Consider the following 23,875-nt stretch of genomic DNA (forward strand, 5'->3'; position numbering starts at 1 on the left):
TTTAATATTTGCTAAATACCTATATAACCCCTTGGACTGAGTGTTTTAGTCGGGTTTATCACTTACACGCGACGCACCGATGCGTCGCACAAGCGAAAATAGATGGCTGTGGATAACACAGCTGCCTGAGGTGCGAAACAGCTACGCTGGAGGCGTGTAAGTCATTAGACCAAAAAAAGAAGAAGCCCCTAGGCTTCTTCTTTCCTAATCCCACTAAGGAACCGGCTCAAATTTAACCGCATCCACAGTTACATAACCGTCTGCACCATCATTGCGCACTTTCACATTTCCTGAAGTCCCAGCATTAAACGTATACGTACCAAGCAAATTCCACTGTCCGCCATCCTGAGTTTCATCTATGGTAACCGTTGAAGTTACGCCGGCATGAAGGATATCCACCTGGGCATTCGTTGCCCTATTGGTGTGGGATGGCCACCACATGTACACCTTGTACGTCCCAGCTGCCGTTAATGTCGGAGTAAAGGTAGCACTCTTTAATCCATGATAGGTGTTACCATCATGCAAGTAACTCGTGCCATATTTATTGGTCAGATTCGTGCCAATTGACCAACTTCCAGCAAGCGTAACCCCCGTACTATTGGCATCATCCACGATGACGGTAGCGGCAACGGGCGCCAAACTGAACTTAGCCTTGAACGCTTTCCCCTTCGCCCCACTCACGTTCACGCTGAATTTAATCGTGGGGCTCAACTGCGTTACCGTAATTCCTGCATCTGCAAGTAGCGTTCCTGCTGCTGCTTTATTAATTTCAACTTGAATGCTGCCCGTATTCGCTTGCGTCGGATCTGAGATAGAGACGTCCAGTTCACCTGATGTTTCCTTCGTCATGACGGAAGCTTTCTTATTCGATGTTATCTGATCAACCGTCTTAAGCCCATCGTTCCAGAAATTAACACCTATTACATTCAGCGTATTCTCTTTCACTGCTTGCGCATTGGCCGAATTCTCCAATACCGTAATATTCGGATTGCTTGCATAGCTAGCTACCTCTACGTTGGACTTATTAGGCAGAATAACATACTGATACGCTTGATTCGTTGCATTCCCGCCATGATCCAACCAGAGTGTCAAATAATTCTTCGTAATGCTGGTGCCAGACGTAACACCCGTCGTCTTGATTTGATTCCATTTGCCGGTTCTCGCTTCTCGTTTTGCTTGGACCGCCACTGCCGTTGGAAAATAGTAGCCAATATCCGAGCCAGGCACATTGCCATCCAGATGAATAGTGTTCACTCCAAGCAGCGATTGCGACCAGCCCAGCGCAGTGGATTGCGCAACCCCATTAACCGTCAAGGCATTGGAACCTGCACTCGTAAGTTTGCGATTCTCAACAATAGTTTCAATCGACTTTGTATCCGTGCTCGTAATTCCAGCACCTAATGCCACAATCTCATCGTCGAACATAAACCACGATTTTTTGGCAGTTAACGTACTTGGGGTATTCGAAGTAATCCCCATCTCTATGCCCGTTGTCCCATAAACATTGAGGAGATCTGTACCTCCGACCCAATTACTCGTATTATACTGGCTTAAAGCATACGTCGCAGAAACTACCGTTGTACCGGGCAACCGATACTTATCAACCGTCGGCCAGAAGTCCTCGCTAAACTGATTCAGGTCATTATTATATAGATAAGTCGTACCTACTCCAGTATACCAGCCCTTCAAATTTTCACTATTGGCCCCTTCGTAGCTTCCTATCTTATTCGAGAATAGAGCAAGGCCGAATCCATAACCAGGACGAAGCTGGACCGCTCTAGCCATCGCAGCAAATTGCTGATATTTTACCAATTCGCTTGCTGGCGCTACAGCGGAATCGTTCATGATACCTTGGGCTAACAAGATCATGTTGATCGACGCATCCGTGTAGAACTTGTTCGTGGTACTGCCTAGATTTTCCGCCCCAATCCAATATTTAATCATGCTTTTGAAGGCGTTGGCATCCGCAGCAGGAGCAATTTGAGATAGACGGATAATTCCCTGCATAATAAAATGTCCTGCATCCCGATCCTGCGAAGTGTACCGAGCGATTTCCCTGCCTCGAGACATATCCATCATAGCCCCTTTGTATAGAAGCGGCTGATAGGACTTATAAATCCATTGATACACATTCGACTGGTTCGCATTCGTAATCTCGTAGGTTGACCCTTTTAACAAATACATCAAATTGGCCGTATCTATCAAGATGTTAGCGCCATATCCACCTGTGTACGCATAAATATTATGCTGGATGAAAGAACCATCCGCGTAGAAGCCATCACTCGTAGTCACGTATGGAAATAGAGTCGTTAATGCGTCGCGTGCGGCAATAAGCTTCGCGCTGTCCTTGATGATCACACCACGCAAGATGAGAACCGCCGCTTGCCATGATAGATTCGCACCAGCTTTATTCACCGATGGGAGATACTTAATCACGGCATTCATGTATGTCGTTATTTGCGTCGCACTGAGTGAATCATAAACAAGTACAACGGTATCATTCAGCGCCGTTGGGGCACCAATCTGCCAATCCCACCAATTGTCATAGGAGGCTTTGGTATCGTTATATCTCCATGTATTCATCCAATCCAACGCCATGATAACATCTGCGATAAGTTGAGCGTTCCCATACAGCGGAGATCCATAAGTCTGTGTCGCCAACGCCATATCCCTGATGCGACGGAATCCGGAGGTCACTTGACTGGATGTACGATCTCCAGCGGGCAAATCGACCCACAGATAGTTCGTAGGCGCAGCCGGCGCCTTATTCATGCTGTCCCAATATCCTTGGGCTTTCGCTGTGATATCTGCGATTCTCGGACTAATATCACCATCCAAATTGTTGTAGGAGGATCCCCCTGTCAGCATGGTTTTCCATCTCGCCCTTAATGTATCGAATTCATCTGTCGCATAAGCTTTTTGCGGAACGTAGCTGCTCACAATGGTAAACACCATCAACATAATAAGACTTACATACCCAATTCGCAGTCCTTTCCCCTTAACCATGGAACATCCCCTCTCATAATGGTAGTACGAATATCCGGCCTCACTTACAAAATAATGGATCCCCCCTCTCGCAGCGTCGAACGAAGCTCCTCCGTATTCACGTCGCCAACGCTGATATCCGCACGAAGCGCTAGATAAGCCGCAACGCCGGCTGCTTCGCCAGTCTGATTCATATTCACCATCACGCGAACTGCTCCATAAGCAACTTGATCCACATCAATCATTCGACCACAGGTCAGCAGGTTATCATAACCTCCGGGAACTAAGCTACGATACGGTATTTGATAAAAAGTGGGATTGTGATCCGTTTTCTCCCGCCATCTGCCTTTGACAACGGGATAACCTGGACGCACATACGCCTGCTCCCCATCTAAATATTGAAAGGTAATACCTGGCTTATCATCATGGTGAATGTCCACACGATAGCTGCCGTTGGCAATAGCATCCTCAAAACGAACACCGTGGAGCACATCTTCGCCAGTAAGTCGATATTGGCAATGGATATGCCTCGTTTCTCGAATGCCAATGTACGAGGGGAGTGAGAGCAGCGTCAGCTTATTATCGGGTCCGTATTTGCGCACCATATCCATGATGGCTCTAACCTGTCTTCTCCCTTCCATTTCGCTTTGTGTTAAAGAGAGCCCATCCTTGCAGTCCGCGTCGTACACTCTTGTTCCTGCGTACATATAGACATCTTTACTGCCGGGCACGAAGCGTCCCCAACCAAAGCCCTCGGGCAAGTCGAATTCAGCTTGATGTTGAATGAGAGCATCATTTAAATCCAAACCTTTCAGTGAATTGAACCCTGTTACATCATTAAACCCTGGGCCAGAGCCCCACCCGCCGATTTTGGCGCATGTTGTAGGCGGTTGCCTATGATCAGCAGTGGTTAAAGGCAGCATAAGACGCGCACACAAATCGCCATCACCTGTTGCATCGATAAACATCTTCGCTTTAATTGCACCTCTGCCTGACTTATTTTCCATGAGGATAGCCGTTAATTTACCATCAGTAAGGACCGGCGCCACGAACATCGTATGCAAATAGGGTTGAACCCCCGACTCTGTGATGAGCTCATCCAATTCGATTTTCAGCTCTTCCGTATTCAGCACATAGCCGACAGAATGGCTTTTCTTCTCTTCCGCCACAGCCCCACGCCGATCCAATCGTTCTACAGTTTCTTGTGTTAATCCGCCGATAATTTGCTGCTTGAACTCCGTATCATAAAAGCTATGCCAGATGTTGACTAGTCCTGAGGTTGCAACACCGCCGAAATTGTTTTGCTTCTCCACGATGACCACACGTGCCCCTAATCTCGCTGCTCGTACCGCTGCAAAGACTCCCGTACAACTTCCACCAAGCACACATATATCCACATCTTCAATGACCGGAACCGACTTCGCTTCCTCCAAAATAGTTTCACTTGTATTCATCAGCACCGACTCCTCATTCGTCCTTAATAAGTGAAAGGGCTGAAACGAAAGCTATTTGTCAGCCTGCTCCAGCCCCGCTCAACATGCCTAATTAACTCCTACTTGATATAGCCGAGCGGCTTCAGAACCAAGTTGCCTTGCTCCACATATTTCGATAGCTGATAGTTCGTCTCTAATGTTTTGGTGAACGTATCGAAGCTGTCTAAAGGACTTTTCCCAAAAATGAACTTCGTAATCTCTTCGCTTTCGAAGCGATTTTTATCGCTGATTGATACGCCTTCCGGATTCGGAATAAGCTCCGTATATGTTTCAATGCGCGGTTGTTTTTCGGCAAAATCAATAAATGGCAGCTGCTTCGTAAATTTCGCTTTCAAATAATTTTTCTCATCTCGACCAGTTAATTGATGATTGAAGGCGAAGCCTGTTTTGGAGCTGTCCGTCACGACAGGGATGTTGTTCTCCATTTTATAATGCGTACCTTCAATTCCGTACATTGTCGTTAAATAGCCCGGGCCATCTGCGATATAGTTGAAGTACTCCAGGATTTTATTCAGCTTAGCAGGATCCTTCGCGACTTCCTTGGACACAGCAAACCGTCCACCTGTAGCACTGATGTCAAAATAACCTTGGTACTTACCGCCTGGACCTGTTAGCGCATCCATCTGTACCCAATTAGCTGCAGGATTCACAGCTTTGTACTGCGCAATATAATCATCCTTGGTCATCTCGCCCCAGTTGATATATAGAATGCCCGCTTGCCCTTTAAATGCTTTCTCCTGATGCTTCAGACCTTTGTTCGTCATAAATTCCGGATCGACCAAACCCTCACTAATCATATCCTTAATGTAGGATAGGGCTTGCTTCGTTTCTGGCTGTGTGGTGGAATACACTACTTTATTGTCCTTGATCATGAACTGCCCTGGGGAGGCCACGCCGAATGCGGAAAATACCGGGTCAAATGTACTTGGTGTATTCACAGCATCTGGTGTTCCAATACCAATTCCAGTAATGCCGTACGTATCTTTTTTGCCATTGCCATCCGGATCACGCTCTGTAAAAGCCTTCGCTACAGCCTTCAATTCGTCCAACGTTTTCGGAGACTGTAAGCCCAGTTTATCCAGCCAATCTTGGCGAACCCAATAGCTCGACATCGGCAGATAGGCACGTTTAGCGATAGCGTACTGTTTGCCATCTACCTTTCCCTTATTCAAATCAACGTCCTTCAGCTTCGCTTTGATATTCGGCATCTTATCCATATAAGGGGTCAAATCCAGCAGAATCCCCTGCTTCACATAGTTCGCAAGCTGCACCTTGGACACCGAGAAAATATCAGGCGTTGATCCACCGGCGATTTTCACATTCAATTGTTGATCATAATCCGTCGCGCCGACGTTAAATTGCAAATCCATATTCAAATCTTTGTTCAGCTTGCTCAAAATAAAATCGTCAGCCATCCCCGGATAGTTGGATCCGCCTATGAACAAATTGATTTTCACCGGACCTGTGGCCGCTGTCGTGCTTGGCGCTGTGCTTTTCACTTGACCGCTTTCGGATTTCGTCGAACAACCGGTTACTACAATACAACTAATTAACATTGTGGATAGGACGACTGATAGCTTTTTTTTCATCTGTAAAACCCCTCTCATATAAATAGAAACATTAACCCCATTAACCTTTAATGCCGCCAAGCAGTACCCCTTGTGTAAAATACTTCTGGATGAACGGATACACGATAATGATCGGTACCGCAGATAGGACAACAGCAGCCATTTGCAAGGATTGCGTAGGTAGTACACTCTCTATATCCATTGGCGGCAGCATCGAGTTAATCAGAATCGTCTTTAAGACGACCTGGAGCGGATACTTACTCGTATCATTGACATACATGATCGCTTGAAAAAATTCATTCCAGTGACCAACCGCATAGAAGAGGCCGATTGTCGCAATAATGGGCAATGAGAGTGGGAGCACAATGGTCCAAAGGATCCGCAGCTCACCAGCACCGTCGATTCGGGCAGCCTCATCGAGACTTTCAGGGAGATTTTCAAAAAATGTTTTCATAATCAATAAATTAAAGGACCAAACCAAGCTTGGAATAATTAACGACCAGACGGAATTAATTAACCCTGTCGCTTTGACAACTAGATAGGTCGGCACGACACCACCATTGAATAGAAGCGTGAAAGCAACCAAGAACAGGAGAATGTTCCTTCCAGGCAATCTACTTTTACTAAGCGGATAAGCCATCATCGTTGTGATTAGCAGGTTCAGCAATGTCCCCACTACCGTAATGAATATCGTAACCCCATACGCTCTAGGTATCGTAGAATCATGGATGAAGGCCGAGTAGGCTTCTAACGTTAATTTCCTTGGAAAGACTACGAAGCCGCCATTTTTGAGAACCTCACTAAGCGGCGTCAACGACACCGACAACACATACATGAGTGGGAATATGACAGATAAGACGAGAAGGGCAAGGATCAGATAGACAAGGACATCGAACCAGACCTCTTGTTTACTTTTTACCATACGCCTTCCCCCCAACGTCTAGCTATGCGATTTGCTGTGATGACTAGCACGAAACCGACAACTGATTTAAACAATCCTACAGCCGCAGCTAAGCTAAAATTCAACTCTTCTAGCCCTGTACGGAATACCCACGTATCGATAATGTCGGCAACTTCGTAAACCTGTACATTGTACATAATATAAATTTGGTCGAAACCAGCATCGAGAATCTGTCCAAGCTTCAGAATAAGGAGCAGGATGATGACATGGCGTATACCTGGGAGAGTCACATGCCAAATCATACGAATTCTTCCTGAACCATCGATGCGTGCCGCTTCATACAGAGTCGGATCAATGCTCGTAATAGCTGCCAAGTAAATGATTGCCGTCCAACCGATATCCTTCCAAACATCCGATGCGACAAGAATCGTACGAAACCACGTGGTCGAAGTTAGGAACGAAATCGCGTCCCCGCCGATATTCTTCACCCACAGATTGACCAATCCATCCGTTTCGGAGAGAAAAGCTGCCGCAATCCCGTAAATAATGATCCAGGATAGAAAATGCGGTAAATACGTGACGGTTTGCACGAATCTTTTGAAGAAACGTGCCCTGACTTCACTTAATAAAATAGCTAAGGCGATTCCCGGCAACATACCGAACAGCAGTTTATAAATGCTGATAAGGAAAGTATTCCTTAGCAAAGTGAAGAAGTACGGTGAATCATAAAACGTTTTGAAATGTGCGTACCACGGGCTTGCCCATGGACTGTCGAATACCCCAAGCATGACATTGAAATTCTTAAACGCGATAATAGCGCCAAACATCGGACTATAGCGATATACCGCGTAATAAATCAAGCCTGGCAGCAGCATGGCGTATAAGACACGAAATGACCAAATGACGCTAAGCTTTCTTGTAAGTGTCGATGTTCTCTGCATCGCTGTGTCCCCGCTTTCTATCTGGTTGACCTTGCCTCCTGATAGATTTATGATAAGCTTTTTCCAGATAGGGGGTAACAGGTCAGAATTAAAGAAACACATGACATTTTTAAGGCAAAAAAAAGCAAGGCCACGTTCCCTCGCTTTCTACCTGCTATTCATTTGATTCCAAAATCGGATGGCGCAATGTTGCTTTAAACCCATGTGGCACCCTGTTCTCCACCTCTACGCCATAGTGGCGGCCGTAGTGCAGTTGTAACCTTCGGTGCACATTGTACAGCCCGATACCGCCTTCCGTGGCTCCTTGGACGGGAGACGTCCACTTGTAAGACTCTAATTGATCTGCTTCGCAGCCATTCCCATTATCCTCAACGAGGATGATCAGATCGGCCTCTTCTTGATACACCGTCACCAGGATCTTTCCTTTGCGTTCCGTTAATTTATTCATGCCATGTCGGACGGCATTTTCTAAGAGCGGTTGAACGAGCAGCTTTAATATTTTCAGATGGAGTAAAGACGGTTGAACATCGAATAGGACCTGAAAGGCCTGATTATTGCGCATGAGCTCAATGTTCAGATAGTTTCTCACATGCTCCAGTTCTCGCTCAATGGTTGTCCATTCGTTCTCCTCATTCATGCTGAACCGAAGCATATTGGCCAGCGTCGTCACCATATCGCCAATGGTTTTCTCATGCGCCGACTCTGCTTTCCACTTAATCGAATCGAGCGTGTTATAGAGGAAATGAGGGTTAATTTGGTTAATCAACATGCGCTGTTGAAGCTGCTGCTTCTCGGATTCGATTTCTCTGGTCGTCTGCAGCAGACTTTCCATCCCTTGAATCATCGAGTTAAAGCCACGTACCATTTGCCCGATTTCGTCCTTCTTCGTAGCGAATTTCGTGAAATAAAGCAGTCGTCCAAGCTGAACCTGCCGCATATGCCGGACAACCTCTTGGATCGGTGTGGTGAACTGCCGAACAATGAAGAATAGCATGACGAAAATAATAAATAGACTCCCAACAAACATCCAGAAGGTAAACGCCTTAATTCCATCAATCCGAACGGTTAAGTCAGATACTGGAATGGTGGCAATCAGACTCCACAGATCCTTCCCGCTATCCGCTATGGCTTGAGAAGCTACATAATACGATTTCCCTTGCATCTCCTCTGTTTCAAATGTGCTCTTCTGACCTTGAAGGGGAGAGGATGGCAACGATATCGACTCTTCCGGCCTCATTGGCAAATTAGAAGCAAGGATATTCGCCTGCCCATCCGCTAGCAGCAACCGGAAGTGCGGGTATTGTGAAGGCGTAATCAGCTGCTTAGCCATCCATGTATGTGAGATTTTGAACACCATCACACCGGCATTTTGAAAATCAGTGAGCGTGCGAATCGCTCGGACGTAATAGAGATCTTTGGACGCTCCTCCTTGTCCAGTTTCGAAGGCCCAGTAGGCTTTCCCGCCTAACTCGAAGGATTTCGCAATGCGCTCTCTTGTCAGCTCCAACCCGAAGGAAGAATGGCTGTTCATATAGTTCGGATAGTTCTCATAATAATTCGGTAAAATGAACAACTCATAGGAACCTCGCAGCTCCTCCGTGATTCCTTTCATCTCATTGATGAATTCCGCTTCTTGAAAAAAGTCCTGCGGCGGCGGATTCTGCAGCATGCGTTGCAGCTTCGATGAGGCAATGACACGAAAGCCTGCCGTATCTAGTTCCGTCAGAAATTCATTCACTTTCTCCGTATTATGTTGGAGATTATCCTGTAAGAAGGCAGATGTGACATCCTCAACCTGCATTTTCGAACGCTCATAGGACAAGTAGCCAAGCAGCACGACAGGGATGAAAATGGCTACCATCAAGGGCAGCAGCAGTTTTTGAAATAAGTTCATTTTCCGTATCGAAACTCCTTCGGGGTCTGCCCTGTCCGCTTTTTAAACAGCTTGCCGAAATACTGTAAATCCTGATACCCCACTTGTTCGGCGATTTCATATATTTTCAGCTGACTGTCCCGCAGCAGCTTCTTCGATTGCTCGATGCGCAGCTCTGTCATATAATCCAAGAAGTTCGTGCCCGTCTCCTTCTTGAATAACTGACTGAGCCAGACGGGATGGATCGCTAACTGATCCGCGACACTTTGTAACGTAATATGCTGCGCATACTGCGTGTCCAACAGGTTCTTAGCCTTTTCAATAATGGCATTGGAATGACTGCTGGCCACTCGCTTGGCTACACCCGTTAAGTAATTCAGCATGAGCGCCTTTAATTGTTCCAATTGTTCGCACTGCTCGAGATCTTCCCACAATGACATCGGAATTTGATTCACGGGAACCGCATATTTATCACGTAGCACACTATGCAAATTCAGTATCCATTCCAGGCATTTCTTCGAAACATCCTGATAGTCCTTAACTTCCTGTGCGGAGACGTAGTAACCAACAATGTGATCGACTGTCTTGCTGATTTGATCCAAATCCCCCTGCAGCATGCCACTCGCAGCTAATTCAAAGGACAATCGACTCGGCTCCTGGTCTGACTGAAGCTCCTCAGCATACGTATGGACGTTATGGCCTGGGGTCATATAGACCATCTTCAATGCTTTCAAGGCTTGTTGGTAAGCTGTGGAGATGCTTTGGAAAGAGAACTGTTCTTCACTAATCCCGAAGCCTAAAGTTAACTTTTGATACTGCCATACGTGCGTTTGAATCTCTGCCACTAACTGCTCGGTAACTTCACTAGGCGCAATGAGTATCCAATTGTGATGGATATTCGGGAACACGACGGATGGCTGAAAACTCTCTATCAGTTCTTCCGTAATATTCCCGACGGCAAAGTTTTCTAACTCCGCTTGCTTATCCACTGGATTCGGCCGATCTTGTCGCACAATACCCAAGGCAATCACAGAGAAATTAGCACTAGCGAGCCAAGTGAGCTCCCACATTTGCAAGCGGTGGAAAATATGCTCCTGTAAGACAGTCGGCGTCATACATAAGCTTAGCAAAAATTTATTCTGTAGCAGCTTCTTCCCTAGCTCCGCCTGCTTCATTTGCCCCGAGATGTACTGGTCATTCCTTCGTTCACCTTCAATCATCTCGACGACCTGCTTGATTTTCGTGCTAAATTCCTCTTTCGAGAATGGCTTTAATAAATAATCCATCGCACCAAGCTGCATACTGCGCTGCGCATACTGAAAGTCGCTGTAACCGCTTACCATAATGATTTTGGGATGATAGTCTGACATTTGAATCGCTTGAAGCATATCAATCCCTGACTGCTGTGGCAGCACAATATCGGAAATAATGATTTCCGGTTTGTGACGTCTGATGAGCTCCGTACCCTCTTCCGAATTCGTAACGGTGATGATCTCTACCTCATGCGCGGCAATCGCAGCCACTGCTTCGGCCATGCCTTGCAATATATCCTGCTCATCTTCAATAATGATCAGCTTCATGGTTTCTCAATCCCTTATAAGTAATGTGCCAAGTGAGATCATGCTTGTCTTGCAATCACTTTACCATCAAGGTGAGATAGAAAACAATGGAATTCGTCTCCAATAAAAAAGACCCAACGCCATATATCTCATGGGTTGAGTCAATCCTCAATCGTATTTATCTTCATCCTCTCGTTCTACCCCGTCTATCATTAATTCTAATTCCGTCTCCAAATTCAGATGCAAAGGAGCAGGCAATACGTCAAAAATATCTTGGATCATATCAATTGCAAGCATATCATCCAGAGTTAGGGGCATGGGATCTTGACGGAGTACCCAATCACGGACGGTATCAATGAATACATAGAACGAAGATTGAAACTGATCAGCTACCGCTTCTTTCTCATCGCTTTGATAAGAGGTCATGACCTGCCAGTGATGAAGTGTCGTCTCAAAAGCTTGTTTGACTTTGGGATCCATGGCGTACTCCTAGGCCTGACCTTGTGCAATTTGAGCGAGACGCTCCTTAATATTTTCCGTACAAACGCCACCATGATAAGTGATGACAGTTTCAATGTCATAGTCCAGCAGCTTTGCTACTGATTTCAGCGCTAACGGCATATCCGGCGTGAACTGAGGATTCGGAGGCATTAGCACACCGTCTTGCGACGTCAGCGCGTCTCCGGAAATTAATGTTTTACTGTTCGGGTGATACAGACTGATGTGATCCGGCGTATGGCCAGGTGTATAAATGACTTGAATGCCCCCGCCGAAAGGAAGTTCATCCCCATCCTGAAGCGTCACATCCACTTTCGTCGGAGTAGCCAAAATCTTGCGTTTAACCAAGGGCACTTCCCCTTGAATATAAGGCTTGCCAAGTTCATGCGCCAGCACTTCGATCCGTCCCTCAGCAGCGCCCACCAGTTCTGGCAGGCTGCCAATGTGATCCATGTCTTGGTGCGTAATAATGATTTTCGTCAGCTTTTCAAAAGGAAAGGATGCTGCAGCAAGTTGGTCGCGAATAAGTCTTAACTGGCCAGGGATACCCGTATCAACAAGGATGACATCCTGCTCGTCCCAAATTAATGCTGCATGTACGGTGAATGGATTCCCATTAACGTCCATATCCAAAATAAACGGTTGAATTCCTGCCTGATCTGCCATTCCTGCACCTCCAGAATATTTCCTAACATGTTAATTCCATTGTAATGGCTGGTGCATGCAAGATCAATTTTTGCATCTTCATCCATCTAACAGCTTAAGAACTGAAGCCCCTGTTGCGAATCGCATGACATCCTCGCGTTCAATTTCCAATTATTTTTCCATAAAATCCTATATACTAGTAGATATATAGGAAATGGAGGCAACCCTATTATGACTGAGTTCATATCTTTTTCTGCCACTGAGAATTTAACTACGATCCCTGGAAAGCTGATTTCCGGCCATTATCGCCAATCATTTGGCTACAAGGTTAAACGGTCCAACGGTACGAAAGATTATTATTTGACCTTGACGTTAAAGGGGACGGGTTTATTTAACAACGGTAAAGAAACCTATGAATGCCAACAGGATGAGGTCACATTAATCACACCAGGCACCCCCCATTTTTACGGAACGCCAGAGAACACGCTATGGGAGTTTTATTGGTGTCATTTTGTCCCGAAGGAAGAATGGTTACCGCTTTTACAGCTGCCAGAGGCGATTAAAGGCATACGATTAGCTCGGTTTCATTGTGAAAAGGAGTTGCTCCAGTTAACTAACGCTTTCAACAATTTAATTCAATATAACGAAGAAACGGATCACTACTCAGAAAGATTCGCAATCAACGCATTAGAAAAAGTCCTCCTTCTCCTGTCCAAAAGTGCCATGCAAACCGAATATCCGCTCGATTCACGCATAGCGCGTACGTTAGCGCTGATTACACAACATTATAATCAACCTTATACGGTTGCTGAACTGGCTGCTGTAGTTAACTTATCTGCTTCTAGGTTCGCCCATCTCTTTAAAAGACAGACCGGTGAATCCGTCATGGACATGTTAAATAAAATTCGACTTCGCCAAGCTAGAAAACTCATAGAAACAACTTCATTAACGATGGCCGAAATTGCGGAGGAAGTCGGGTTCAATCATCCCTTTTATTTCTCTCGTCAGTTTTCCGCTTTCTATGGGACATCCCCTGCCCTATGTAGAAAGCGCATTCAACAGTTAAGAATGGAATGAGAAAAACTTCTATCGAGGTATTTCGAGGATGAGCGACCGCGTTTTAAATGTAGTTTTTATCGCCAATAAGAATTTGTTATTCCGTGTAACGGAAACTTATAAGTTCTTATGTGGAGAGAAAAAAGCGCCGGAGTGACCCGAACGCTTCTCTCATTTTCACTTTATGGTGTGGTATAGATATTCGGCTGCGTCGGTGTGGCCATGCCTGTCCCGAGATAGTAACTTGTGTGAGGGGGTTGATTGTAAGCTACATTCTGCCAAGCGATATCCAGACGGTAAAGCGGATCATGCATTAAAGTCCACAGGCGTGTCGTTGTTTCATATGGCGTTGCATAGATGCGTAAAGCTGAACTGTCCGATTTCCGCCAAATGACCTCTTCACGCCAATCGCCTAATAGATCGGCTTGCAAGCTTGGATTCCCTTTCGTGTAGTTATTCGAATTGGTTCCTGTTGCGGTTAATAAGGTCGTTGTATTGAGACTTGTGTAATTCCACTTATCAATGCGTCCAACCCCATTCGTGCCATCCCAATTGTGGTCAAGAAGCTCACGGGAAATATCGCCATCCCACCAAATACCAAAGTTAATGGATGAAGGGGTCGTGGAGCTGATTTTGGTACCATTAATTTGATAAAGCCCGACACCGTTGCTTGCCCATACTTCTTCTCCGGCATAACGTGGGTCAATATCAGCAGCCATACCTCTTCCCGTATCAGCGCCTGTATTCACTCCCCACTTGATGGCTCCAGTTCCCGCATTCCACACAGCTGCGCCATAAGTAGCGCTAGTACTTTCCATCACTTTGAATACTTCAAGTCCAGCGCTGTTCGGATCCAAATCGCCGACATGAAGGGCATCACCATGACCCAATGCTGTGTTGTATTTCTTAGCTCCGTTATCATCAATCGTCATCGCGCCATAGACGATTTCATCTTTGCCATCACCATCAACGTCGGCAGCTGTTAAGTTGTGGTTCCCTTGCCCTGCATAAGCCGAGTTGCCTGAGGTGTTGCTGTCAAAAGTCCATAGTTTAGATAGTGTTCCACCACGCCAATTGTACGCTACCAGAACGGTTCTTGTGTAATAGCCGCGTGCCATGACGATGCTGGGCTTCTGCCCATCCAGATAAGCGACCGTCGCTAAGAAACGATCTACGCGGTTGCCGTACGTATCGCCCCAGTCACCGACTGTGCCGCGCGGTGGATCATAGCTCGTTGAGGTCAATGCCTTTCCTGTCGCCCCTTCAAAGATGGTTAAAAATTCCGGCCCACTCAGAACTCTCCCCACGCTGTTTCGATAATCCACAGTTGAACTGCCAATGACCACGCCAGTGCCGTCCTTGGTTCCATCAGCCGTTTTCATAGCAATTTCCGCTTTGCCATCCCCATCTAAATCGTAGACCATAAACTGCGTATAGTGAGCGCCAGCTCGAATATTTTTACCCATACTAATCCGCCATAACCGCGTACCATTCAGTTTATAAGCATCGACAAACACTTCACCCGTATAGCCATCCTGTGAATTGTCTTTGGAATTCGTAGGATCCCATTTCAAAATGATTTCATATTGGCCGTCACCGTCCACATCGCCAACACTTGCATCATTAGCGTTATAGGTATAACTAACACCGTCTGGTGTCGTGCCGCCCGCAGGTTTCTGTAGCGGCACATCCAAATAGTTGTTCGCCCATGGCGTAACGGCAGCTGATGCGGTCTGCTCCACGCCACCAACAACGGCTTTGACCGTGTAACTGGAGCTCGTGGTACCCGAATTATCTTGATAATTCGTGCTTGTCGTGATTGGTGAAGCATTGAGCTTAACGCCATTTCGATAGACATTGAACGAAGTGCTCGCTGCCTCCGTTCCGAGAAGTCGCCAACTGACGAGGACGCCCGTGCTGACCTTAACTGCCACTAGACCGCGGTCTAATTTCTCCATTTGCCTAGCAACCGCTGCGTGTGCGGAAGGTGTTTGGATACCGAAAGAAGAAATGAGGAGTGAGCTTAATGTAATGAAGCAAGTTGCTTTAATCAGTTGCTTAGCATGTTTAAACATTTCTACAACCTCCAGGTAGTCAATATAGATCTACATTCACTTTACCTCGGGACATCTGCGAACCTCCCGTTTCACCTCCTCCGATCGTATGGATCGTCAGTCAATTGGTTGCGCTTACAATTCTATTCGTTCTTCATTATATCGTGAAAATATAAGTGATTTAATGCAGACAATAGCTAACTTCCTGCACAATCCTGCTATTTTATGGCACTTATATCTTTGTAATAAGCAACAGCCCCAGCTTCGGACAAAAAAAATAGACCACTTCCCCAAAATAGGAACTGGTCTATACTTCTATATACATAACAAAAACCCTTGATTAACAAGGGTTTTCATGGGATGCGGTCGGAGGGATTTGAACCCTCACGCCTTGTGAGCGCCACCCCCTCAAGATGGTGTGTCTGCCGTTCCACCACGACCGCAAGAGAGAAAAAACAATGACCCGTAGGGGACTCGAACCCCTGTTACCTCCGTGAAAGGGAGGTGTCTTAACCACTTGACCAACGGGCCATAATATCGTCATTGAACATTTCAGCCCGTTAAGGACGACAAGTGTTATTATAAAGGATTCTTCCTGCTTTGACAAGCCTAATTCTTGGAAATAAAGCCAGTCGAAGATGACAAATAAGGAGCCCCCATGTCTACATTACATCAACCATGAGAACTCCTCTTTGTAAACAACTATTTAATTTTGAAATAGGTCACTGATTCGTTCAATGTATCCACAACAGACTTCAACTGTTCCGACGCGGCAGCAATATTCTGCATCATGGCAAGCTGCTCCTCTGTTGCCGCTGCTACCGTTTGAGATCTCATCAAAATCTGGGATGAGCTTGACGCTGACTGATCCATCGTCGCTGAAATTTCTTCCGAGCTAGCCGACATTTGCTGTGTTATAGCTGATGTCTCATGAATCTGCGTGACGATATGTGTCACAGATTGCATGATGGTTTCGAAGCTCTGGTTTACTTCCTGCATCATTTGTGAGCCTGCGCTCGCTTCCTGCTTCGTCGTATTCATCGACTGGGATACGCTGGCAATCTCGACTCTCGTCTCATGGATCAACTCGTTGATACCGTCTGCAGATTCGATCGATTGTGAAGCCAGCTTGCGAATTTCTTGCGCAACAACATTAAACCCTTTGCCATGCTCACCTGCTCTAGCAGCCTCAATGGAAGCATTCAACGACAAGAGATTGGTCTGGTTCGCGAAGCTAGTGATGCTCGATGCGATTTGCCCAATCTCATCCGATTTACGGGTCAGTGACTGAACCGTCATCGACAACTGCTCGACCGAGCTCAGTATATTCACGATTTGATGCTGCAGCTTCGAGAGCAGTTCATTACCCAGTGATGCATGCTGGGAGGTTAGTGAGGAGTGATCCGCCATGACGTTCGAGTTCTCTGCTACGCGCTGAATCCCAATCGCCATTTCCTCGATCGCCCGGCTCGTCTCTTCACTGCTTCTTACTTGGACTTCGACTTCCTGCGTCATTTCTTGAATATTCGAAGCTACATGTTCAGCAGCATGTGCAGACTCTTTGGAGCTATCCGACAGTTCCACGGAAGCATCGTGCACGAATTGTGTATTGTGTGCAATCGTGCCGATCAAGCCTCTCATTTTGGCAACCATATGATCAACCGATGCTGAAATCTGACCCAACTCATCCTGCGAATACGTCAACTGAGGCTCATGGCGCAAATCTCCTGCAGCAACCTCACCCGTAATGATCAAAATCCTACGAATCACAGAGATGATTTTCCTGATCACGAATCCACCTGCTCCAAACAGAAGGACGACGATAACCGCCACACCGATGTAGACCCCTTTTGCTGTTGCGTTATTTTCCTGCTCGATATCAACAATACTCTGCTTAGCTTGTATGTCTAGAATTTCACCAATGACATTCAGTCCCTCGCGCCCCTTCTCAAAGGTGGCAGCCAACTTCGACTCATTCAAAACGCCTTTGCCAACACTCCCCGCTTGAACAACGGCATTCGCCTCTTTGACCCACTGATCGAAAGAAGCTTGGAAGCTAGCGGCACTTTGCTCAATCGTCGCTTTCTTCTCCGTATGTGCCGTTTGCAGAAATTCCTTTGATTTTAAAATAGTAACTGCCTGTCCGACCCTTGTATTCGTTTGATCAATATTGTCTTTAAGCACCTTCAACTGGTTCGTTTTCTCCTCCGCAGTCAAGGTACCAGACACTAGCAACTGATAAGCGTTCAAGGCTTGATACATATCCCGGTCTGCATTCAGAATAAGCGACACACTTTTCTCTGTCGTCTCATACAAAGAGGAGGACAGCGTATCCATATTGGACTTGTTTACCTGTAGGAGATATACACTCGAACCTAAATACAACAGCGAAGGAATTAAAAGCAATAAGATAAGACGCACACGTATCGAGAATAATTTAGTCACTAGTAGTTCCCCCATAGCGAAGCTTTTTTATTCAACTATAGAGGACAAACGTTTAACGGATATTAGAAAATTGTTAGAATTGGTTGAGTTTAGGATGAATAAAAATAAGCCCAACGGCATAAATGCCATTGAACTTATTTCGTGACGGAGAGAGAGGGATTCGAACCCTCGCACCGCTTACGCAGTCTAACCCCTTAGCAGAGGGTCCCCTTATAGCCACTTGGGTATCTCTCCATATGGCTCCCCGAACAGGACTCGAACCTGTGACAACTCGATTAACAGTCGAGTGCTCTACCAACTGAGCTATCAGGGAATGAACAAGTTTTATTTTATTATGAAGGCGCGGTTAAGTCAAGTGTATAGGATTTCAATTTTCCCCTGCAATTTCCACAAGCAAATTTACGAACATCCATTTTACGTTTGCGATAATACTCCGTCTTGCAATTTACGCACTCTAACCTATATTTATAGGCTTGTTTCGCCCGGGGCCGCGGTAATGATTGGCAATATCGGGTACCTCCGACTTGAGCCAGCAAAGTTTTGAAATCATGATCCCGATGCTGATAGCCTCGCTTCAAAATATGCAAATGATAATGGCAGAGCTCATGCTTGATGATCTTCTCGATTTCATCTCGACCAAAGGTCTCCCACTGGCTCCAACTAATCTCAATATCATGTGATTTCATAAAATAACGTCCACCCGTCGACCGCAATCTTCGGTTAAAACGTGCCTGGTGAACGAAGGGTCTACCAAACGATTCCATAGAAATCTGCTCGATCCATTGCTGCAGCTCTTGATCCTCCATCTACGAACACTCCCAATGACAAGTCACGAGCACGGCTCATGACAAGTTCTTACTTGAATTTGTACCGTATGTACGGCTATACTGTCAAGTAGAAAAGAAGATCGAACGCTCTATACAGAAAGGATTTGAACCACCTCATGCCACAAATGCGCTATGCGATATTAAAGCTTGACCAACAACTGGAATTCGTCGAAATGCCTTCCTCCTATTCCTATCAATTAACGGCTTTGAACCAACGTTTGCACAAAGAATTAGAGAAATTAACCGCTGACCATGTGCCACAGCTTCCACGCGTAATTGCGGAGTGTGACGACTTGGAATTGATTGGTACAACGCATACGCTCATCCAAGGCTTGGATTACATCAATGGTTTGGAGAAAACGTTCGCTGGTATCCAAGAGAAATCGTATCCGCTGATCTCGTTGTTGACTGAAATCCGCGCGCTGCAAGCTCAGCTTGAGCAATGGTACGAAGAGGAATTTGATCTCTAAACAATCGGGACCTGCACCCAATACCCTCATTCTTCATATGCTATAAGTACATGGCGAAGAAGGGGATGGGCATATGCCACAATGGCTTTGTAATCAATTAATGCGTGCCTTCCAGAACAAAAACCGCAGACAAATTCGATTATTGAACGATAGCTGGTACTTTTACCGCACTCGCCGCTCACAAGAGGAGTGGCCTGACAGCCAATCGACGGACGGACCGAGCAAACGTAAATTTTGATAAAAAAGCTAGTACTTGTGCTACAAGTGCTGGCTTTTTTGCCATTGTGTACATAAAACCCAAATAGAAAGACTAAACACGAAAAAATAGTTGCATATTTGAAATGCGCCCTCTATACTGTAAATAAATGTAACAAAAAGTAAATATAACTACAGTAGAAACAAAACGTTAGACAGATACGAAAACAAAAAAAACAAATACAAATATGAATACATGAGTGAAGCACACTCGAGCTTGCAGATTGATCTGCCGTTCGTTTGTGCTTTTTTCGCGTATTTATTTTGAAAAAGGGGGCTTATTTACATGCATACAAATAGTAGTCAGTGGCTGCGCAGAATGCGCGAGAAGCATCGCAGGTTGTTTTGGAAAAGGGGATTGGAGGATCGGTTTCAGGTGGTGCAGGAAGGAGAAAGTGCAGGTCGGTTGCAGGGGAATGGGAAAAGAGTAGATCAAGTGCTAAAGAAAGGAGAGCAAACAGGTCGAGTGCAAGAGAACGGGAAGAGAGTGGATCAAGTGCAACAGACTGGAAAGCGAGTGGATCAAGTGCAACAGACTGGAAATCGAAACAACGTTATCGCTTTGGAACAAAGAAGGATTGCCTCTAGCAGCAAACCACATCCGCCCACCCTTGCTGAGCTTGAGGCAGACGTGTGGGAGCTTCGAAAACAGTTCATTCTCCAAATCGCCAATCGGCGTAATGGTAAAGTGCGGCTCCTGGAAGTCGCATCCGAGTGCAATGTAAATATTCGTATCGCTGCTGAGTGGCTTATCCGCCTTTCGATGGAAGGAATGCTATCACTTGTTGCTGGTCAGCGCTATACGATGACTTATTTGGTGAAGGAGGTGGGAGGTACTCAGAAGTAGGATGCTTCGAACAAGTAGACTCGTTTCCCCTCGTTTTACTGTATAACCTACAGTTAATTTTGGTGAATTCGGCGTTTTGCGGAGATCAGCTGGAAAACCTACATCTATTTCCACACAAATTGGCGATTTTGAAGAAATACTCTGAAATTAGCTACATGAAATCCAGTTAAATCAGTAAATGTGGAGGTGACCGAGAAAATTAGATGGAGAAAATCCAGTTAGTATGCTAGCACACGACAAATTATGAACACTTCTGCCTTGGCTCTACGGATGAGCGTCCATGAAGACAAGGTTCACGCAAAAAAGCAGCTGGGACCTACATCCCAACTGCCATTTAAATAACAACCACTATCCTAAAACTTACTATTGCGGTTTCTTCATGGTTAAGCCTACGCGGCCTTTTTTCTGATCCACGTTCAGTACCCAAACTTGGACGATGTCTCCGACGGAAACTACATCCATCGGATGTTTCACGAAACCATTCTTGAGCTGGGAGATGTGCACCAGCCCATCGTTCTTAATGCCGATATCGACGAATGCGCCGAAGTCGATCACGTTACGCACCGTGCCGGTCAATTCCATGCCCGGCACAAGGTCCTCCAGCTGCAGCACGTCTGTGCGGAAGATCGGCGCGGGGACTTCGTCCCGCGGATCCCGCCCAGGCCGCTGCAGGCTGTCCAGGATGTCCCGCATCGTCGGGACACCGACGCCAAGCTTAGGAGCCAGCTCCTCTGGCTCCAGCGTCTGCAGCAGCGCTAGCAGCTGCTGTGAACCTAGCTGCGCGAGCTCGATGCGCAGCTCCTTGAACAGCCGATCCACCACGTCGTAAGACTCCGGATGGATCGGGGTGTTGTCGAGCGGGTTCCGGCCGCCCGGAATCCGCATGAACCCGACACACTGCTCGAAGGATTTCGCGCCAAGGCGCGGAACCTTCGACAGCTCCTGTCGGGAGCTGAACTTGCCGTTCTCCTCGCGATACTTCACGATGTTTTTCGCAAGTGTCGCGTTTACCCCTGACACGTACGAAAGCAAGGACGGGGACGCCGTGTTCAAGTCCACCCCGACATGGTTAACGGCCGATTCGACAACGGCCTTCAAGTTCTCGTCCAGACGTTTCTGCGAAACGTCATGTTGGTACTGACCGACGCCGATGGCTTTCGGCTCGATTTTTACAAGCTCCGCAAGCGGGTCCTGCAGCCTCCGGGCGATCGAAATCGCGCTGCGCTCGGCCACGTCGAGCTCAGGGAACTCCGTCTGTGCCAGCTTCGACGCGGAGTATACGCTCGCGCCCGCTTCGCTGACGATCAAGTACTTGAGCTTCCGCTCCTTGATCTCACCGATCAGCTCCGCAACGAACTGCTCCGTTTCACGGGACGCCGTCCCATTCCCGATCACAATCAGCTCCACGCTGTATTGGCTGATCAACTGCTTGAACTTCGCCTTCGCTTCCGCCACCTTATTATTCGGTGGGGTTGGGTAGGTGACGGCGATTTCAAGCATCTTACCGGTGTCGTCGATGACGGCCAGCTTACAGCCTGTCCGGTAGGCCGGATCGACACCCAGCACGACATGGCCCTTAATCGGCGCTTGCAGCAAGAGATTGCGCAGATTTTCCGCGAAAATCTTAATCGCCTGCTCTTCGCCCGCTTCCGTCATTTCACCGCGCACCTCGCGCTCAACGGACGGAGCAAGCAGCCTTTTATATGCGTCTTCAACGATGTTACGCAGCACGTCTCTTACGACCGAATCGCCTCTCACGATTTGACGCAACATGTAGTCGTGAATTTTATCTGGTTGAACATCCAGACCAACCTTCAAGATCTCTTCCCGCTCCCCGCGATTAATCGCGAGAATACGGTGCGGCGGCAGACGCTTCACAGGCTCTTGATAGGCATAATACATCTCATAGACAGATTCAACCTTCGCATCCTTTGCCTCTGTACGCATAATGCCGTTATCCTGCGTGTATCGACGCACCCAGGCCCGTATTTTCGCATCATCCGCGATATTCTCCGCTAGGATATCCATCGCGCCTTGAATCGCCTCTGCGGCGCTTCCAACCTGCTTGTCCGCGTTAATATAATGCGAAGCCTCTTGCTCCAGCGAGCCTTGACGAGGCTGCTTCCAAATCCACGCCGCAAGGGGCTCCAATCCGCGTTCCTTCGCAACGCTTGCTCTCGTTTTCCGCTTCTGGCGGTAAGGCCTGTAGAGATCCTCGATTTCCTGCAGCTTCACAGCACGCTCAATCGAGCTTCGCAGCTCATCCGTCAGCTTGCCCTGCTCGTCGATCAAACGGACAACCTCGATTTTGCGATCCTCGAGATTACGCAAATATTGCAAACGCTCCTCGATATCCCGCAGCTGATTCTCGTCGAGCTCGCCCGTCATCTCTTTCCGATAACGCGCGATAAACGGAATCGTGTTCCCCTCATCCAACAGCTCCATCGTCGTCTTCACTTTGCCGGCAGGCAGCTGTAACTCAGCGGAGATTTGCTTCAGGATCCGCTCCTGAATCTCCGCTTTCTTCTCCGCAGGAATCTGTAACTTCTCCTTCGGTTCCTCATACTCACTTGCTTTTGGTGTTCCTACGTTATCCGTCACTTGCCCTTCAGTCGTCCCAGCACTTGCTTTTGCCTTTAGTCCTTCCGTCTCCACATTTGCCACAGTCATACCTCTTTTCTATTGATCGTATGTATATGTATGTACAAACCAAAAAACGAGGGTACTATCGCCCTCGTCCGTTCCAGACCTTATTCAAAATTCTATCAGTCCCACACTAATTTGCAAAGCGTCGTCAACCTTTCGCATGGTTTCTTCATCCAAATGCGTAATTTTGTCCGTCAATCTTTGCTTGTCGATTGTTCTGATTTGCTCAAGCAGAATGACCGAATCTCGATCGAAACCGTGCGTCTCCGCATCGATTTCCACATGCGTGGGAAGCTTTGCCTTTTGGATTTGAGCTGTAATCGCTGCAACAATCACAGTGGGGCTAAAGCGGTTGCCGATATCATTTTGGATCACTAGAACAGGACGGACTCCTCCCTGCTCCGATCCTACGACCGGCGAAAGATCTGCGAAAAATACATCGCCACGTTTCACAATCACGTCTTACACCCCGCTTACTAAGCGATCAAGCGTTCCGTCCGCTTCTTCCTCCGCTTGAAAAGCTTCAGATGCCATGCTGAGATTTATTTTCGCCATTTCCATATACCCACGCTGCATGGATTCGCGTAGACTGCGCTTTTTGCGTTCAATTAAATACAGCTTCATTGCCTGACGAATGAATTCACTCCGATTGGAGTTTTCCTTCTCGACAATTCCGTCCACTTCCTGCAACAGATTGTCAGGCAAGCTAATCATGATCCTTTTCGTATTATGCGCATTGCTCACACTCTCGCACCCCCAGAAACGATACAAAGACAATATTACCAGTATGTCATTCCAAAAACCAAATTATA

General features: G+C 46.8%; 19 protein-coding genes and 4 tRNA genes. 4 read left to right on the top strand and 19 right to left on the bottom strand.

Annotated features, from left to right (window positions below):
* Positions 1-213: 213 nt before the first annotated feature.
* The 9 genes from ACSQ8P_RS30165 to ACSQ8P_RS30205 all read right to left on the bottom strand — a co-directional run bounded on the left by ACSQ8P_RS30165 (position 214) and on the right by ACSQ8P_RS30205 (position 12,484).
* The gene (locus tag ACSQ8P_RS30165; protein ID WP_436238563.1) at positions 214-3,006 is read right to left on the bottom strand and encodes a polysaccharide lyase family 8 super-sandwich domain-containing protein; all 2,793 of its coding nucleotides are present in this window, start codon (positions 3,004-3,006) and stop codon (positions 214-216) included.
* 44 nt (positions 3,007-3,050) lie between these two features.
* Complete coding sequence (locus tag ACSQ8P_RS30170) at positions 3,051-4,439, bottom strand: FAD-dependent oxidoreductase (RefSeq protein WP_436238564.1); 1,389 nt, start codon at positions 4,437-4,439, stop codon at positions 3,051-3,053.
* 98 nt (positions 4,440-4,537) lie between these two features.
* Positions 4,538-6,067, bottom strand: a complete 1,530-nt coding sequence (locus tag ACSQ8P_RS30175) for an extracellular solute-binding protein (RefSeq protein ID WP_436238565.1) — start codon at positions 6,065-6,067, stop codon at positions 4,538-4,540.
* 40 nt (positions 6,068-6,107) lie between these two features.
* On the bottom strand, positions 6,108-6,968 hold the full coding sequence (locus ACSQ8P_RS30180) for a carbohydrate ABC transporter permease (protein ID WP_436238566.1): 861 nt from the start codon (positions 6,966-6,968) through the stop codon (positions 6,108-6,110).
* Positions 6,962-7,888, bottom strand: coding sequence for an ABC transporter permease (locus ACSQ8P_RS30185; RefSeq protein WP_436238567.1), 927 nt, complete (start codon positions 7,886-7,888; stop codon positions 6,962-6,964). Before ACSQ8P_RS30185 ends, ACSQ8P_RS30180 begins: the two co-directional genes overlap by 7 nt.
* 154 nt (positions 7,889-8,042) lie before the next feature.
* Positions 8,043-9,782 carry a histidine kinase gene (locus ACSQ8P_RS30190; protein ID WP_436238568.1) on the bottom strand — a complete coding sequence of 580 codons (1,740 nt, stop codon included), beginning with the start codon at positions 9,780-9,782 and terminating at the stop codon, positions 8,043-8,045.
* A complete protein-coding gene (locus tag ACSQ8P_RS30195) occupies positions 9,779-11,341 on the bottom strand; it encodes a response regulator (RefSeq protein ID WP_436238569.1) in 1,563 nt (520 codons plus the stop codon). The genes ACSQ8P_RS30190 and ACSQ8P_RS30195 overlap by 4 nt, the downstream gene beginning before the upstream one ends.
* 147 nt (positions 11,342-11,488) lie before the next feature.
* Entirely contained in the window at positions 11,489-11,800 is a 312-nt protein-coding gene (locus ACSQ8P_RS30200; protein ID WP_436238570.1) for a hypothetical protein, read from the bottom strand.
* A gap of 9 nt (positions 11,801-11,809) precedes the next feature.
* Positions 11,810-12,484 carry an MBL fold metallo-hydrolase gene (locus ACSQ8P_RS30205; protein ID WP_436238571.1) on the bottom strand — a complete coding sequence of 225 codons (675 nt, stop codon included), beginning with the start codon at positions 12,482-12,484 and terminating at the stop codon, positions 11,810-11,812.
* A 210-nt stretch (positions 12,485-12,694) separates the two neighbouring features.
* On the opposite strand from ACSQ8P_RS30205, the gene ACSQ8P_RS30210 reads away from it, so the two are divergent.
* A complete protein-coding gene (locus tag ACSQ8P_RS30210; protein ID WP_436238572.1) occupies positions 12,695-13,540 on the top strand; it encodes a helix-turn-helix domain-containing protein in 846 nt (281 codons plus the stop codon).
* Positions 13,541-13,701: 161 nt separating this feature from the next.
* Here the strand turns inward: ACSQ8P_RS30210 and ACSQ8P_RS30215 are convergent, their stop codons facing one another.
* The 7 genes from ACSQ8P_RS30215 to ACSQ8P_RS30245 form a co-directional block, all read right to left on the bottom strand.
* Positions 13,702-15,477 carry a rhamnogalacturonan lyase gene (locus ACSQ8P_RS30215; protein WP_436239642.1) on the bottom strand — a complete coding sequence of 592 codons (1,776 nt, stop codon included), beginning with the start codon at positions 15,475-15,477 and terminating at the stop codon, positions 13,702-13,704.
* A 457-nt stretch (positions 15,478-15,934) separates the two neighbouring features.
* Positions 15,935-16,016, bottom strand: a tRNA-Leu gene (locus ACSQ8P_RS30220).
* Positions 16,017-16,032: 16 nt separating this feature from the next.
* Positions 16,033-16,104 (bottom strand) — tRNA-Glu (locus ACSQ8P_RS30225).
* Positions 16,105-16,275: 171 nt separating this feature from the next.
* Positions 16,276-18,018: a methyl-accepting chemotaxis protein gene (locus ACSQ8P_RS30230; RefSeq protein WP_436238573.1), complete on the bottom strand. Its 1,743-nt coding sequence runs from the start codon at positions 18,016-18,018 to the stop codon at positions 16,276-16,278.
* Between the two features lie 145 nt (positions 18,019-18,163).
* Positions 18,164-18,252: transfer RNA gene (locus ACSQ8P_RS30235), tRNA-Ser, on the bottom strand.
* A gap of 3 nt (positions 18,253-18,255) precedes the next feature.
* Positions 18,256-18,331 (bottom strand) — tRNA-Asn (locus ACSQ8P_RS30240).
* A 19-nt stretch (positions 18,332-18,350) separates the two neighbouring features.
* Positions 18,351-18,824, bottom strand: coding sequence for a SprT family protein (locus ACSQ8P_RS30245; RefSeq protein WP_436238574.1), 474 nt, complete (start codon positions 18,822-18,824; stop codon positions 18,351-18,353).
* Between the two features lie 137 nt (positions 18,825-18,961).
* Between ACSQ8P_RS30245 and ACSQ8P_RS30250 the strand changes: the two genes are divergently transcribed.
* The 3 genes from ACSQ8P_RS30250 to ACSQ8P_RS30260 all read left to right on the top strand — a co-directional run bounded on the left by ACSQ8P_RS30250 (position 18,962) and on the right by ACSQ8P_RS30260 (position 20,417).
* Positions 18,962-19,315 (top strand): hydrolase/acyltransferase, encoded by a 354-nt coding sequence (locus ACSQ8P_RS30250; RefSeq protein WP_436238575.1) that lies wholly within the window; start codon positions 18,962-18,964, stop codon positions 19,313-19,315.
* Between the two features lie 73 nt (positions 19,316-19,388).
* Positions 19,389-19,553 (top strand): cortex morphogenetic protein CmpA, encoded by a 165-nt coding sequence (gene cmpA / locus ACSQ8P_RS30255; protein WP_141692697.1) that lies wholly within the window; start codon positions 19,389-19,391, stop codon positions 19,551-19,553.
* Positions 19,554-19,856: 303 nt separating this feature from the next.
* Complete coding sequence (locus tag ACSQ8P_RS30260) at positions 19,857-20,417, top strand: hypothetical protein (protein ID WP_436238576.1); 561 nt, start codon at positions 19,857-19,859, stop codon at positions 20,415-20,417.
* Positions 20,418-20,780: 363 nt separating this feature from the next.
* Here the strand turns inward: ACSQ8P_RS30260 and ACSQ8P_RS30265 are convergent, their stop codons facing one another.
* From ACSQ8P_RS30265 to ACSQ8P_RS30275, 3 genes are all read right to left on the bottom strand, one after another.
* The gene (locus ACSQ8P_RS30265; RefSeq protein WP_436239643.1) at positions 20,781-22,955 is read right to left on the bottom strand and encodes a Tex family protein; all 2,175 of its coding nucleotides are present in this window, start codon (positions 22,953-22,955) and stop codon (positions 20,781-20,783) included.
* 216 nt (positions 22,956-23,171) lie between these two features.
* Positions 23,172-23,522 (bottom strand): type II toxin-antitoxin system PemK/MazF family toxin, encoded by a 351-nt coding sequence (locus tag ACSQ8P_RS30270; protein WP_028553893.1) that lies wholly within the window; start codon positions 23,520-23,522, stop codon positions 23,172-23,174.
* A gap of 3 nt (positions 23,523-23,525) precedes the next feature.
* Entirely contained in the window at positions 23,526-23,807 is a 282-nt protein-coding gene (locus tag ACSQ8P_RS30275) for a CopG family ribbon-helix-helix protein (protein WP_028553892.1), read from the bottom strand.
* Between the last annotated feature and the right edge of the window lie 68 nt (positions 23,808-23,875).

This window comes from Paenibacillus sp. LjRoot153 (assembly GCF_964253085.1).
In the GTDB taxonomy this organism is placed as follows: Bacteria; Bacillota; Bacilli; order Paenibacillales; family NBRC-103111; genus Paenibacillus_E.